Raw genomic sequence first — 14075 nt, 5'->3', positions numbered from 1 at the left:
CATGAGCCGCCGTGCCGTCCCCCCTGCTACCGCATCGTCATCAGGCCATGCCGTCGCTGTTTTATTGGCCGTTCAACGTATTGGTCAATTCAAGCGCCGGTTGCGTGGTGTTGCCGCCCTGCGCGACGAGCAGGTGGATCTGGTTCGGCAGCAACTGGCTGAGCGCGCCGCCGATCGGCACCGACGTCACGAGCCAGTCGGCGTTGTTCGCGAGATCGAACGAACTCGACTGGAAGATAGGCGTCTTGCTGCCCGCCGTCGTCGCGATCAGCACATACGTGCCGCCCGATACGTAGACCGAGTCCTGGCCGCTCGCGGGCACCGCGTTCTTGTAGGACACCCCTGCCAGCGTCGGACTGGCGCTCGCGATGTTCGTGTTGTTCGCGGGCACCAGATACAGGTCGAGGTTGGACGCGTTCAGCGACGCATTGAAGCCCCGCAAGCGCGCGCTGTTCGACAGCAGACCCTTGTCGAACGGATCGTCGATCAGACCGATATCGGCGCCCGACGAGCCAGGCAACGCAATCACCGTGTACTCGTGGCCCTTCGCGACATCGGGGAAGGTGCCGCTCGCCAGCGCCGTCGTGGTCCCCGTCGGTGCATACGCAACCAACGTCTGTCCCGTGTTGATGTTGGCGAAGTTCGTCACGTTCTTGTACGAGATGTTCTTCTGCAACGCGCCGCCGTTGACGAGGAAGTCGACGGCGGGGCCGCTCGGAATCGCATGCACGAAATGGATCAACGGATTCTGCAACCCGAGTTCTTTGCCGACGTCGTTCGAGCTTCCACCGCACGCCGACACGAGCGCGGCCGCTCCGATGAGCGCCGCCATGGTCCTGATAACCTTCATTTGCCACCTCTCCCTGATTGGGCTCGAGCCCGTTGATCTGCGGCTCGCCGCCTGCGCAGTCGCGTCCCTTCTGCGTCGACGTTATGTGTCGTTATCCGCCGCACGGCCGGAACTGCGCGTCCAGCATGGCGACGCGCCTTTCAGTGTCCACGAGGTCGGCCAGCGCTTTGGGGATCGACTTGCCCGCATCGATTGGACGATTGCGGACAGCAATCGCCGTGCCGCAAGGGTCATTACCAACGGCAGGGCGAATAAACGAGCTGCCAGAATTTGAGGGTTGGAGGCGATTAGAATTTTCCCTCGGAGGTATTACGAGGAGCGCGCGTGTATCGTTCGAGCGCGTCCCAACTTTACATGGTGCCTTGCATGTCTTACCCGCGGCTCTTGTCCGAACTCGATCTGGGCTTCACGCGCCTGCGCAACCGCGTCGTGATGGGTTCGATGCATACGGGCATGGAGGACCGCTTCTGGCATTACCCGAAGCTCGCCGCGTACTTTCGGGAGCGGGCAAAAGGCGGCGCGGGCCTCATCATCACGGGCGGCATCTCGCCGAATCGCGAAGGCTGGCTGCTGCCGTTCGGCGGCACGCTCAACTCCGTCTTCGATCTGCACAATCACCGCAAGCTGACGAGCGCCGTCCATGAAGAAGGCGGCAAGATCGCGCTGCAGATCCTGCATGCGGGGCGCTATGGTTATCAGCCACTGGTCGTGTCGGCGTCGGCGCTGAAGTCGCCCATCTCGATGTTCAGGCCGCGCGCGCTGACGCTCGCCGGCATCGCGCGAACCGTGCGCGCGTATGCCCGTTGCGCGCGGCTCGCGCAACGCGCTGGCTACGACGGCGTCGAGATCATGGGCAGCGAAGGCTATCTGCTGAACCAGTTTCTGTGTCCGCGCACCAACCGGCGCGACGATGCCTACGGCGGCAGCATCGAGAACCGGATGCGCCTCGCGCGTGAAGTCGTGCGGGCCGTGCGCGCCGCCTGCGGCGAGCGCTTCATCATTGTGTACCGGCTGTCGCTGATCGATCTCGTCGAAGGCGGCAATTCGTGGGATGAAACCGTGCAGATCGCAAAAGCGCTCGAAGCGGCGGGCGTCACGATCTTCAACACGGGCATCGGCTGGCATGAGGCGCGCGTGCCGACCATCGTCACGTCCGTGCCGCGCGCCGCATTCGCGCCGTTGGCGGCCCGCCTGAAGGCGGCCGTCGGCGTGCCTGTGATCGTGTCGAATCGCATCAATACGCCGGAGGTCGCGGAAGATCTGCTTGCGCAAGGCGCGGGCGATCTGGTGTCGATGGCGCGACCGCTGCTCGCCGATCCCGAGTTCGTCGTGAAGGCAGCCGAAGGACGCGCGGATGAAATCAACACCTGTATCGCGTGCAACCAGGCGTGCCTCGATCACACGTTTCAGAATAAGCGCGCGACCTGTCTCGTCAATCCGCGCGCAGGCCGCGAGACGGAACTCGTCTACCGCCCGCTCGCTTCGCATCAGCCGCCACGCGCCGTGGCTGTGGTCGGCGCGGGACCGGCGGGGCTGTCGGCAGCAACCGTGGCGGCCGCGCGCGGTCATCGCGTGACGCTGTTCGATGCGGCTGCAACCATCGGCGGCCAGTTCAATCTCGCGATGCGCGTGCCCGGCAAGGAAGAATTCAGCGAGACGATCCGCTATTTCGGCAGCCAGTTGCGCCGGCATGGCGTCGACGTGCGCCTGGGCACCCGCGTCGATCCGGCGCTGCTGGCGGCTTGCGCGTTCGACGACGTGATCGTCGCGACGGGCATCGTGCCGCGCCGCCCCGCGATTGCCGGTATCGACGGGCCGAATGTGCTGTCGTATGTCGACGTGTTGCGCGGCGCGCAGGTCGGAAAGCGCGTCGCCGTGATCGGCGCGGGCGGCATCGGCTTCGACGTCAGCGAATTCCTGCTGCATCCAGCGGACGAGCCGCTGCCACTATCGCGCGAAAGCTGGGCGGACGAATGGGGTGTCGATCTGTCCGTCAGCGGGCGCGGCGGCCTCAAAACGCCGCGCGCCTGCGTGCCCGTGCGCGAGATCTGGTTGTTGCAGCGCAAGGCCGGCAGGCTCGGCGCGGGCCTCGGCAAGACGTCGGGATGGGTGCATCGCGCGGCGCTCGTGCGCAACCAGGTGAAAATGCTCGATGGCGTCACGTATCGGCAGATCACGGAGCGCGGGATGCTGATCGAGCGTGAGGGCAGCGAGCAATGGCTCGACGTCGATACGATCGTGGTGTGCGCGGGACAGGAGTCGTTGCGCGATCTCTACCCTGCTACGCCCCGCTCATCCGCTGCGGAAGGGCCGCGCTTTCATCTGATTGGCGGGGCTGCCGTGGCGACGGAACTGGACGCGAAACGCGCGATCCGCGAAGGCGCCGAGCTCGCCGCGCGGTTGTAGCCGCCGTTATAGCTTTATGCGCTAGCGTCTTTCAAGCCACGCCGCCGGTAATCGAACCAGAACGACAGCCCGACACTCGCCAGTATCACGCCCGTCGCAACGACCGTCGCGCGCGTTACCGGCTCGCCGAGCAGCAGCGCGCCCAGCGCGACCGCGACCACCGGGTTCACGTACATGCAGCTGCTGGCGATGATCGGGCTCGTGTGCCGGATCAGAAAGCCGTACGCGACATACGCGGCCATCGTGCCGATCAGCATCAGATACAGGAACGCCACGATGGGCAGGAAGTGAATGTCCATCATCCGCTCGCCCGAGACCCACGCGACCAGCGTCGATATCGCGCCGCCCAGCCCGATCTGCAGTGCCGTCGACAGAAACAGGTCCGACGGCAGCTTGAGACGCGACGCCAGATGCGCCCCGCCCGCCCAGAACAGCGCGCCGCACAGAATGGCGAGACTGCCGCCCGCCGAGCCGGAGCTCTGGTCGCCGTGACTGAGAATCGCGATGCCGACAAGCCCCAGCCCGACCGCGAACCATTCACCCCGGCCGATCTTGCGCCCCGCGATCGCCGCGATGACCGTGGCGAAGAGCGGCACGGTCGCGACCATCACGGCCGCCGTGCCCGTGCCGACAGTGCGCATCCCGTAAGCGAGCATCCCGCTCGACAGGCCGACGAGCATGGTGCCGACGAGCCCCGCATTACGGATTTCCGTGAGGGGCGGCCACGTAGGTTTGCGGCGCATCGCGAAAATGAACAGTCCGACACCCGCGAAGAAATTGCGCAGCCCCGACATCAGCAGCGGCGGAAACGAGCCGAGCGCGACGTGCACGGCCAGATAGGTCGAGCCCCAGACGATATAGACGACGCCGAGCGCGAGCGCGATCTGTCCGCCATGGGATTGCGGCAGGCGAAACGGGAAACGGTCGGGAAGATTCAACGCCACGTTCAGCCCGCCCGTGCCGGCGATTGCGCCGCGGCCCCGCTGAACACCCACGAACGGGACGGCAGGCGCCGCATCGGCAACGCGGCAGGAGGGGCAAAGCGGGCAGGCATGGCAGTAGAACGGATGTCGAACGGCAAGGGAAGCACCAGGTCAATGGCGCGAATTGATGGCCTACGCGATGCAGAATGCAACAACAGCAGCCAACGGGCGCGATTCGCTCGCGCCGCCGTGCATTATGCAATATCTGGACAATCCTCCGGCAAGAGAATCGTAACTTTCGTTGTAAGCGGGATGAAACGGCGACGCGGGCAGGAATCGCGCGCCGCCCGCACGGATTCGCCCTGGTCAGTCGTAGCTCACCAGCACCGTCACGGCACGTTCCGTTGGCGCGTCGCCCACGATCGACAGCGTGCCGCCCGCGTGGCCCACGCTGTACTCCGCTCCCGCCGCCATCGTGACGCGATTCGCGTGGTCCGTGAATCGCGTCTTCAGCGTATGCGGCGCGGCGACACCCGCGTCTGTATTGACGAGCACCGCGATACGCGCTGCCGGCGAGGTATCCGGTGCGGGCGTGAACGTCACATCGATCGTCGATTCATTCTTCACGTCCGATTTTTCAGTGTGGAATCCTTGATAATTGTCCAGAACGTAGCTCTCGATATCGTACGGCGGCGCGACGATCGTCCCCTTGAACGTGATGATCCCGCCCGGCCCAAACGACGCTGCCGCCAGCGCCATCGGCGACCAGATCACTGCCGCGACGACACAAGCGGCTACCGCACCGGGCGCCCGACACGATGTTTTCATTGCACGATCCTTTCAAACTTATTTTGTTTAGGCTGACTGATCAATCGTCTGCCTTGGTGGCTGTATCGGCGTGGATCGGGCAAACTTGAATAGAGCCGGTGAATGTTTGCCCGGGGACAAAAAACCTCGCTCCCCAGCATTGATGAAATAACAGCCTGAGTGGGACGCATGTCGGACACCGGCGATGCCATTGCAAGAAACCCGGATATAGCGCGGCTTTCCCACGGGCCGTGGCACGCGCAAATCGCGCGAGGCGCCCGCGCGTTCCGCCAATTTCAAGACAAGTTGCCAAACCCGGCCCGGCCAGGTTATCGTGTGCGCTGCTAACGCGGGGGTCCTGCGTTGTGCGTCGCCTGAAAGACAACGGGCACCGCACGGCGTGGGTGAGAAATACCCTTTGAACCTGATCTGGATAATGCCAGCGCAGGGAAGCGTTCGGGCTCGCCGCTTCACCTGCCGTACCGTTTCACCTCCTCGCGCGAACCCGGTCCACTTCCCCTCCGTCTCGTTCTCCTGCGTAGCTGTAACGCCCCACATTTGCATGGAGAGACGCATGAACGCCAACCCGAAATTCATTTCCGCGAACGCCCACGTCGACGAAGCCGCCGTCGCGCCGCTGCCGAACTCGCGCAAGGTCTACGTGACCGGCTCGCAACCCGATATCCGCGTGCCGATGCGTGAAATCACGCAATCGGATACGCCGACGGGCTTCGGCGGCGAAAAGAATCCGCCCATCTACGTGTACGACACGTCGGGCCCGTACACCGATCCCGACGCGAAAATCGACATCCGCGCCGGCCTGCCCGCGCTGCGTCAGGGCTGGATCGAAGCACGCGGCGACACGGAATCGCTGGACGGTTTGTCGAGCGATTACGGCCGCGAGCGCGCCGCCGATCCCGCCACCGCGCAGCTGCGTTTTCCGGGCCTGCATCGCACGCCGCGCCGCGCGCAGCCCGGCAAGAACGTCTCGCAGATGCACTACGCGAAGCAAGGGATCATCACGCCGGAAATGGAATACATCGCGATTCGCGAGAACCAGCGCCGCGCCGAGTATCTGGAGAGCCTGAAGACGAGCGGCCCGACGGGCGAAAAGCTGGCCGCGATGATGGGCCGCCAGCATCCCGGCCAGGCGTTCGGCGCCAGCGCGTTCGGCCCGAACGGACTGACGGAGATCACGCCCGAGTTCGTGCGCGAGGAAATCGCGCGCGGCCGCGCGATCATCCCGGCCAACATCAATCACCCGGAAAGCGAACCGATGATCATCGGCCGCAACTTCCTCGTGAAGGTCAACGCGAACATCGGCAATTCGGCTGTGACGTCGTCGATTGGCGAGGAAGTCGACAAGATGACGTGGGCGATCCGCTGGGGCGGCGACACGGTGATGGATCTCTCCACGGGCAAGCACATTCATGAGACGCGTGAATGGATCATCCGCAATTCGCCCGTCCCCATCGGCACGGTGCCGATCTATCAGGCGCTCGAAAAGGTCAACGGCAAGGCCGAAGACCTGACGTGGGAAATCTTCCGCGACACGCTGATCGAGCAGGCCGAACAGGGCGTCGATTACTTCACGATCCATGCGGGTGTGCGTCTGCAATACGTGCCGCTCACCGCCAACCGGATGACGGGCATCGTGTCGCGCGGCGGTTCGATCATGGCGAAATGGTGTCTCGCGCATCACAAGGAAAGCTTCCTGTACGAGCACTTCGAAGACATCTGCGAAATCATGAAGGCCTACGACGTGAGCTTCTCGCTCGGCGACGGCCTGCGCCCCGGCTCGATCTACGACGCGAACGACGAAGCGCAGCTCGGCGAGCTGAAGACGCTCGGCGAACTCACGCAGATCGCGTGGAAGCACGACGTGCAGGTGATGATCGAAGGTCCGGGCCACGTCCCCATGCAGCTCATCAAGGAGAACATGGACCTGCAGCTGGAATGGTGCGACGAAGCGCCGTTCTACACACTCGGGCCGCTGACGACGGACATCGCGCCCGGCTACGACCACATCACGTCGGGCATCGGCGCGGCGATGATCGGCTGGTTCGGCACGGCAATGCTTTGCTACGTGACGCCGAAAGAACACCTCGGCCTGCCGAACAAGGACGACGTGAAGACGGGCATCATCACCTACAAGCTCGCCGCCCACGCCGCCGATCTGGCGAAGGGCCATCCGGGCGCGCAGGTGCGCGATAACGCGTTGAGCAAGGCGCGCTTCGAGTTCCGCTGGGAAGACCAGTTCAATATCGGCCTCGATCCCGACAAGGCACGCGAGTTCCACGACGAAACCTTGCCGAAGGACTCGGCGAAGGTCGCGCACTTCTGTTCGATGTGCGGCCCGCACTTCTGCTCGATGAAGATCACGCAGGACGTGCGCGACTTCGCGGCGAAGGAAGGCATGAGCGACACCGAGGCGCTGAAGAAAGGTATGGAAGTGAAGGCCGTGGAGTTCATCAAGAACGGCGCGGAGATTTATCAGCGGCAGTGAATATGACGCAGCGAGCGTGAGGCAATGAGCGTTGCGCCGCTGGATGCGAAGCCCGCCTGCAGTCGAGGCGGGCTTTTTTGCGCGCGTTTTTACCGCATCGCGTGGCATTGGCATGTGCCTTTTTACGTCATGCCGTGATTGTTCGACGCGTCGAAACATTTGATTACTAAACCGACACTTTGCTGACAAGCCCATACAAACAGAAACGGCACGCGGCGATACCATCGAATCACCAGATCGGGTTCGCGAATTGCGAGTTCCGTCGATAGAAACGTCAGGGAGACGCAATCATGAAAACCTTCCATCGAATCGGTGCGCTGGCTACCGTCGTGGCCGTCGTGGTCAGTCTGTCCGCATGCGACGGCATGACCACGCGGCAACGCGATACGGCCATCGGCGCGGGTGTCGGCGGCGCAGCGGGCGCGGTGATCGGCGGCAACGCGCTGTCGACGCTGGGTGGCGCGGCCGTCGGCGGCGTGATCGGCAACCAGGTCGGCAAGTGACGTAGCGCGAGCCATTGAATGAAGTGCGAGCGCGCTCGTAACGAGCGATTCGCGCGCAATATGAAACACGACAAATCGCCTTCGAAGGCGATGCAGGCAAACGGCTTCGAATCCCGCGCCGGCGAAGTTGCGGGCGCGGGAATTCAAAGCCGAAGGGAGATGGGCAAAGTCCGGCGCGCACGCACGCGCCGGACATGTCCTTTCACTGATCGTGCATGAAATACGCCGTTACCACTTTGTGCCGTGCACGTTGAAACGCTGACGTAAGCTCCATAGATAAAGCGTGCGAAATGCGCGCTGCGAGATCACGAGGAGCACGTCATGAAACCGCTCGATGCAACGCTGCGCACCGCCGGCGCCGTTGCAGTGCTGGCCTTCTCTGGCGCGCTGTCCGGCTGCTACTACTACGCGCCGTACGGCTACTATCCCGGCTACGGATACTACTCGGGCTACCCCGCAGGCTACCCCGCCGTGCCGACGGCGGCCACGCAGCAGGAAATGCCCGTCGGGCCGAGCGGTATGCCCGACGCACCCGGCGGACCCTACGATAGCGCGCAGGCTGCCGCCCAGACGCAATTCACGATGCCCGCCAACAGCACGGCCAACCCGGCGCTACCACCCGGTTACTACGATGCCGCGCCCGTCTACGCCGCCGCGCCTGCGTATTACCCCGTCGCCTACCCCGTTTATCCCTACGGTTACCCCTACTACGGCTGGCCCGGCTGGTGGGGACCGTCGATCTCGCTGAGCTTCGGCTACTGGGGCGGTTGCTGCGGCGGCCACTATGGCTACTGGGGACATCACGGCTATTGGGGCGGCCATGGCTACTGGGGCAACGGACACGGTTACTACGGCGGCGGCCATGGCGGCTGGGGTGGTGGCCATGGCGGCTGGGGCGGCGGCAATGCCTGGGCTAGCGGGGGCCACGGGCACTCGCACTGATCCACACTGAGCCGTACCGAATCTGGCAAGCGTTCGCGGTCCTGTCCCGCGGACGCAACCGGACGCAACCGGACGCCCCCGCTACGAATCAGCACCCGCTTCTACTCCCGCAATAGCCTTCTTCGTTTTCCCTGCTTGACTGGAATCGCCAGCGCTCTATGCTGGCGGTTGCCTGTGCAACATCTGTTTAATTGCGTGATCCGACGTCGCGCGCTCCCCGGCTTTCCTTACTGCGCGCGCTACGCCGCTTTCATCCGTCCAGCCCTGCCGCTTCGTCGCGTCGGTGCAGTCTTCGCGTCGAATCGAATAACAATGATGGAGACGTGATGTTCCACCAGTTTCTGACTCCCATCGGCAACTCGCTGTTGCCATCGTTCCTCGTTGCCGCATTGCCCATTCTCGTCGTGCTCGTGCTGCTCGGCTGGGCGCGTCGCCCGGCGTGGCAGGCGTCGCTGGCCGGTCTTGTAGTCGGCCTGCTGATTGCGATCGTCGGCTGGCACTTTCCTGTTGGCCTCGCGCTCGATTCTGTCGCGGCAGGTGCCGTGTTCGCCTGCTGGCCTGTGATGTGGATCGTCGTCACGGCGATCCTGCTCTACAACATCGCGCAGTACTCGGGCCGTTTCGCCGCGTTCCGCATGTGGATGATCGACAATCTGCCGAACGACCGGCGCATCGTGCTGGTCGTGATCGGCTTTTCGTTCGGCGCGCTGTTCGAAGGCATCTCGGGCTTCGGCACGCCGATCGCGATCACCAGTTCGCTGCTGATCCTGCTCGGATTCCCGCCGCTCGAAGCGCTGACTTTCACGCTGATCTTCAACACGGCGCCCGTCGCGTTCGGCGCGCTAGGCGTGCCGATCACGGTGCTCGGCGCCGTCACCCACCTGCCCGTCGATTCCCTCGCCAAAATGGTCGGCCGCCAGTTGCCGTTCTTCGCGCTGCTGCTGCCGTTCTACGTGATCGGCGTGTACGCGGGCTTTCGCAACATGCTGCGCGTGTGGCCCGTGCTGCTGGTGTCGGGCGGCAGCTTCGCGCTGACGCAGTTCGTCACGTCGAACTTCATCAACTACAGCCTGACTGACGTGCTGTCTTCACTGGTTTCACTGATTCTGACAATTGCCTTTCTGCGCGTCTGGCGCCCCGCCGCCGATCCCGCATTCGCCATCAACGTCGATCGCGTGAACGAGACGCGCGGCAAGATCACGGGCGCGCAGGGCTGGTATCCGTGGCTGATCGTGTCGGCCGTCGTGATCATCTGGACGATCGCGAAGATCTTTATGATCGGCGACGTGAAAGTGCCGTGGCCGGGTCTCGACAAAGCCGTCTTCATCACGCTGTACAACGCGCCGTATGGCGCGATCTGGGACTTCCAGCCGCTCGCGACTGGCACCGCGATTCTCGTCGCGGCGATCATCACGGCGTTCGTCGTGAAGCTGAAACCCGGTGACTTCGGCCGGGCGATCGTCGATACGTGGGTGCAGACGCGTATCGCCATCCTGACGGTGGCGACCATCGTCGGCCTTGCGTACCTGATGAACTACTCGGGCATGAACTACACGCTGGGTCTCGGCGTGGCGTCCGTGGGCGCGTTCTTCCCGCTGGTGTCGGCGTTCCTCGGCTGGGTCGCCGTGTTCCTGTCGGGGAGCGACACGTCGGGCAACGCGCTGTTCGGCAACCTGCAGGTGGTCGCGGCGAACCAGCTGAACCTGAACCCGGTGCTGATGGCCGCGACCAACTCGTCGGGCGGCGTGATGGGCAAGATGATCTCGCCGCAGAACATTTCCACAGGCGTCGCGACGACCGACCTCAAAGGCAAGGAAGGCTACGTGTTCGCGAAGACCTTCAAGCATTCGATCCTGTTGACCGTCCTGCTCGGCATTCTCGTGTGGCTGCAGCAGAACGTGCTGCAATGGATGATTCCGCATTGACACCTGTCGATGCTCAAGCGGGCGCGACACGCTTCGCGCCCGCGTGATAGCGCCGATTCCTGGCGACGGATTGTCGATTCTTGCTGTTTCATCCCATCGTGAAACGACGCGCGTAATCCCGGTGTTAGCATGCGTACGCATCGCGACTCAACTGCGCGCGATACCCTCACGATGAATCCAGTCAACATCATCCAGCTTCTCATCCTCGCCGCGCTTTGGGGCGCGTCGTTCCTGTTCATCCGCGTTGGCGTGAGCGACTTCGGAGTCGCGCCGCTGATGGCGCTGCGCGTCGGCATCGGCGCGCTGTTTCTGCTGGTCGTGCTCGTTGCGCGGCGTCCGTTGCGCGAGTCGGCGGCAACGTTGCGCACGCGCGCGCTGCCGTTGCTCATCGTCGGCATTCTCAATTCGGCCGCGCCGTTCTGTCTGTTCGCGTATGCGGAGATCACGCTGTCGGCGGGCGTCACCTCGGTGATCAACGCCACGACGCCGCTGTGGGGTGCCGTCGTCGCCTTCGTCTGGCTCAAGGACCGTCTGAGCGTGCTGCGCACTATCGGGCTCGCGATCGGCTTCGCCGGTGTGCTGATGCTCGTCTGGGATCAGATCGCCACGCCGAACGGCACCAACATCTCGCCCGCGACGACGGCGCTCGCGGCCGCCGCCGCGCTCGGCGCCACGCTCCTGTATGGCATCGCCGCCAGCTACACAAAAAAGCATCTGACGGGCGTCGACGCGCTGACGGTCGCGACGGGCACGATGATCGGCGCGACGATCGTGCTGGTGCCGCTCGCCGTGTCGTCATGGCCCGCGGTTGCGCCGTCCTTGAACGCATGGGGCTCGGTGATCGCACTGGGCGTTGCGTGCACGGGCATCGCCTACATGCTGTTCTTCCATCTGATCGCCGTCGCCGGTCCCGCGCGTGCGATCACCGTGACGTTCGTGATCCCCATCTTCGGCATCCTGTGGGGTGCGCTGTTTCTCGGCGAACACGTGTCGATGGGCATGATCGAGGGCTGCGCGGTGATTCTCATCGGCACCGCGCTCGCAACGGGCGTAGTCAAGCGCATTCCGGGCTTCGGCGGACAGCGCGCGAGCGAGCGCTGCTAATTCGCTGGCTTGCCCTTCGCTGCACCCGCCCGGTAACCGCGACGACGGCGGCAGCAAAAAAATGGCCCGCGCTCCAACCGTGGAGCGCGGGCGAAACCGCCGCCCTACGAGGATAGGCGACGGGGCCACCGAGACGGGCGCTGCCAGATGCCCGTCCATATCCGGCGATGAGCACATCGATCCGCAGTGGGCGCGAAGCCTGGACAGGTTCACAGTCAAACTTCCCGCAAATCCAGACTGCATCAGGCTTTGCGACCGATTTCGTCAATTTCAGGACAGTTAAAAGCAGCTAGCCCGCCAATCACTCGCTTCGCGCGTCGTTCACGTAAGTGCTTGATTTGGTGTGGAGAATCGAAAGTGAGAGTGCTGCGGGCCGCCGTGTGGGGCGCGTGTTACGGCGTGACGTCACGTTACGTACGGGCCGCGACGCGAGCGCGGCCCAGCGTGGATCATGCTCGATGTATCTTGCGGAGGCCCTGAAGTTCGCGCCGCGCTGCGCGAGACTTCCGCGGTTCGAACGACAGCGCCGCGCCGCACATCACGGCGAGCGAGATCAGGCTCACAACCCACATCCAGTACAGTACGACGTCGAACATGGCCCGCCTCCTTTTCATGTTGGTGTGATCGACGTCTGAGCAAAACGCATGCACGTGCGCTTCGCTTCGACTAGAGGAGGCTGTCGGCCAAAATGCGACGGCAATAAAAAAGCCCGCGTGACGATGTCCGTCACGCGGGCTATTTTGCGTGGCCGCGCGAGGCGCGCGGCCATCAGCGTCAATGCAACTGATCAACCATCAGCGACATGATCTGCTTCGCTTGCGGCGACGAATCGACGTCGCCCTTGTCGTCGACGACGGCAACACGCGTCTGGTTCGGCGTCACCGCGCGCACGTTCACGCGATACTGCTTGGCGACCTTTTCCTTGCGGCCGTGGAACACCTGGCTCCAGAAGCCCTGCTCGGCCGACGTCATGTCCTTCGGGTCGACATAGCGGACAAAGTAGATGCCGCGCGTGAGATCGCGGTCGTCGACGGTGAAATTGCTGCGGTCGAGCGCGAGACCGACACGCAGCCACGCGCGGTCATACGGCTCGCCAAGCGTCAGCTCGGTCGACGAGAACTGCGCCGACGTATCCGCCGCCGAAGGATCCCGCATGGGCGTTTGTCCGGCCAGCGCAACGTTCTGCGCAGCCGTCGCGGCCGCCGCCGATTTCGCACTGCCCACCGCCGCGTTGGGCGGCGTTTGCGAGCCGGCCGGCGAGACATCGGCCGCCGCGTTGGCGGTATGTGTGCCCGTGTCGTTCTTGGCGAGCGTCGCCATCAGGCGCTTCAGATATTCGGTTTCGAGCGCGGGATCATTCGGCTTCGGTTCCCACTTGCTCGTGTCGTTGTTCGCGCCGCTGAGCGCTTCGCGTAGACCCTTCTGGCTGATGAACACATAGGTGCCGCCGTTCGGCGCCGCTTCCAGACGCGTGCGGTACTTGTTGCGCTCGGCCGTCACGTACGAGTTGCCCATCGCCTTCGACAGCGTACTGCGGATCAGGCCGTCGTTGATGGACGGATGCGTTTCGTTCCAGTCCGTCTCCATCACGCCCTTGTCGCGCTGGTCGACGACGAGCAGAAAGCCCTGTTCCTGCCAGAAACGGCGGATTTGCGGCCACGCCTTGTCCGGGCTCTGGTTGTCGAGCACGAGCCAGCTTTCCGTGCCGTCGCGCTGGATATGCATGCCGCTGACTGCGGGTGCGACCACTGCCGTGGTCGGCGCTTCGCTTTGCACCTGCTGCAACGTGGACAGCGAGGTCTGACCGCTTTGCGGCGGCAGCGAACGCTGGTCTGCGGTTTCCTCGAGCATGTTCGGCGGAACAGCGAGTGACACTTCCTTCGATTTCGAGTCGCTCTTGTAGTCGATCTTGTTCGGCGACGACGTGCCGCAGCCGGCGACCAGACCGCCTGCCATCAGCAATGCTGCAAACCGCTTGGTAAGACGAAGTTCAGTCATGTTCCAGGAATCCTTCCTATAAGCCACGGAAGCCACGGCAACTCCGTGGACTAACCCATCATTTTACCGGCCCGGCGACACGAAGTGCAAAAAGCGCGGCTTACCGCGCGT

The 14075-nt window shown here is 63.9% G+C and carries 12 protein-coding genes and 1 riboswitch; of the genes, 7 read left to right on the top strand and 5 right to left on the bottom strand.

Annotation, left to right across the window (positions count from 1 at the left end):
- Positions 1-61: 61 nt before the first annotated feature.
- Positions 62-850: a DUF4397 domain-containing protein gene (locus H1204_RS06370; RefSeq protein WP_180730442.1), complete on the bottom strand. Its 789-nt coding sequence runs from the start codon at positions 848-850 to the stop codon at positions 62-64.
- Between H1204_RS06370 and H1204_RS06365 the strand changes: the two genes are divergently transcribed.
- Entirely contained in the window at positions 831-1124 is a 294-nt protein-coding gene (locus tag H1204_RS06365) for a hypothetical protein (protein WP_180730441.1), read from the top strand. The genes H1204_RS06370 and H1204_RS06365 overlap by 20 nt on opposite strands.
- A gap of 92 nt (positions 1125-1216) precedes the next feature.
- The gene (locus H1204_RS06360) at positions 1217-3256 is read left to right on the top strand and encodes an NADPH-dependent 2,4-dienoyl-CoA reductase (RefSeq protein WP_180730440.1); all 2040 of its coding nucleotides are present in this window, start codon (positions 1217-1219) and stop codon (positions 3254-3256) included.
- Between the two features lie 14 nt (positions 3257-3270).
- On the opposite strand, the gene H1204_RS06355 is transcribed toward H1204_RS06360, so the two are convergent.
- Together H1204_RS06355 and H1204_RS06350 are read right to left on the bottom strand one after the other, a co-directional pair.
- On the bottom strand, positions 3271-4200 hold the full coding sequence (locus H1204_RS06355; protein ID WP_180730885.1) for an EamA family transporter: 930 nt from the start codon (positions 4198-4200) through the stop codon (positions 3271-3273).
- 345 nt (positions 4201-4545) lie between these two features.
- The gene (locus H1204_RS06350; protein WP_180730439.1) at positions 4546-5007 is read right to left on the bottom strand and encodes a hypothetical protein; all 462 of its coding nucleotides are present in this window, start codon (positions 5005-5007) and stop codon (positions 4546-4548) included.
- Positions 5008-5327: 320 nt separating this feature from the next.
- Positions 5328-5455: riboswitch (TPP riboswitch) on the top strand.
- 105 nt (positions 5456-5560) lie between these two features.
- Here H1204_RS06350 and thiC point away from each other — a divergent pair.
- The 5 genes from thiC (at position 5561) to H1204_RS06325 (ending at position 11966) form a co-directional block, all read left to right on the top strand.
- The gene (gene thiC, locus H1204_RS06345) at positions 5561-7492 is read left to right on the top strand and encodes a phosphomethylpyrimidine synthase ThiC (protein WP_180730438.1); all 1932 of its coding nucleotides are present in this window, start codon (positions 5561-5563) and stop codon (positions 7490-7492) included.
- A gap of 290 nt (positions 7493-7782) precedes the next feature.
- Positions 7783-7995 (top strand): glycine zipper 2TM domain-containing protein, encoded by a 213-nt coding sequence (locus H1204_RS06340; RefSeq protein ID WP_180730437.1) that lies wholly within the window; start codon positions 7783-7785, stop codon positions 7993-7995.
- A gap of 321 nt (positions 7996-8316) precedes the next feature.
- Positions 8317-8937: a hypothetical protein gene (locus H1204_RS06335; RefSeq protein WP_180730436.1), complete on the top strand. Its 621-nt coding sequence runs from the start codon at positions 8317-8319 to the stop codon at positions 8935-8937.
- 326 nt (positions 8938-9263) lie between these two features.
- The gene (locus tag H1204_RS06330) at positions 9264-10862 is read left to right on the top strand and encodes an L-lactate permease (RefSeq protein WP_180730435.1); all 1599 of its coding nucleotides are present in this window, start codon (positions 9264-9266) and stop codon (positions 10860-10862) included.
- 129 nt (positions 10863-10991) lie between these two features.
- Positions 10992-11966, top strand: a complete 975-nt coding sequence (locus H1204_RS06325) for a DMT family transporter (RefSeq protein ID WP_180730434.1) — start codon at positions 10992-10994, stop codon at positions 11964-11966.
- A gap of 449 nt (positions 11967-12415) precedes the next feature.
- Here H1204_RS06325 and H1204_RS06320 read toward each other — a convergent pair whose 3' ends face one another.
- Positions 12416-12562, bottom strand: a complete 147-nt coding sequence (locus tag H1204_RS06320) for a hypothetical protein (protein ID WP_180730433.1) — start codon at positions 12560-12562, stop codon at positions 12416-12418.
- Between the two features lie 178 nt (positions 12563-12740).
- On the bottom strand, positions 12741-13964 hold the full coding sequence (gene bamC, locus H1204_RS06315) for an outer membrane protein assembly factor BamC (RefSeq protein ID WP_180730432.1): 1224 nt from the start codon (positions 13962-13964) through the stop codon (positions 12741-12743).
- Between the last annotated feature and the right edge of the window lie 111 nt (positions 13965-14075).

The organism is Paraburkholderia sp. PGU19 (genome assembly GCF_013426915.1).
Taxonomy (GTDB): Bacteria; Pseudomonadota; Gammaproteobacteria; order Burkholderiales; family Burkholderiaceae; genus Paraburkholderia.
This window is presented reverse-complemented; position numbering and strand designations above follow the sequence as displayed.

Excerpts from the sequence above, each read along its gene's own strand:
- H1204_RS06340 (WP_180730437.1), top strand. The coding sequence starts at position 7,783 with ATGAAAACCTTCCATCGAATCGGTGCGCTGGCTACCGTCGTGGCCGTC.
- H1204_RS06360 (WP_180730440.1), top strand. The coding sequence starts at position 1,217 with ATGTCTTACCCGCGGCTCTTGTCCGAACTCGATCTGGGCTTCACGCGC.
- bamC (WP_180730432.1), bottom strand. The coding sequence starts at position 13,964 with ATGACTGAACTTCGTCTTACCAAGCGGTTTGCAGCATTGCTGATGGCA.
- thiC (WP_180730438.1), top strand. The coding sequence starts at position 5,561 with ATGAACGCCAACCCGAAATTCATTTCCGCGAACGCCCACGTCGACGAA.
- H1204_RS06370 (WP_180730442.1), bottom strand. The coding sequence starts at position 850 with ATGAAGGTTATCAGGACCATGGCGGCGCTCATCGGAGCGGCCGCGCTC.
- H1204_RS06350 (WP_180730439.1), bottom strand. The coding sequence starts at position 5,007 with ATGAAAACATCGTGTCGGGCGCCCGGTGCGGTAGCCGCTTGTGTCGTC.
- H1204_RS06325 (WP_180730434.1), top strand. The coding sequence starts at position 10,992 with ATGCGTACGCATCGCGACTCAACTGCGCGCGATACCCTCACGATGAAT.
- H1204_RS06330 (WP_180730435.1), top strand. The coding sequence starts at position 9,264 with ATGTTCCACCAGTTTCTGACTCCCATCGGCAACTCGCTGTTGCCATCG.
- H1204_RS06320 (WP_180730433.1), bottom strand. The coding sequence starts at position 12,562 with ATGTTCGACGTCGTACTGTACTGGATGTGGGTTGTGAGCCTGATCTCG.
- H1204_RS06335 (WP_180730436.1), top strand. The coding sequence starts at position 8,317 with ATGAAACCGCTCGATGCAACGCTGCGCACCGCCGGCGCCGTTGCAGTG.
- H1204_RS06365 (WP_180730441.1), top strand. The coding sequence starts at position 831 with ATGGTCCTGATAACCTTCATTTGCCACCTCTCCCTGATTGGGCTCGAG.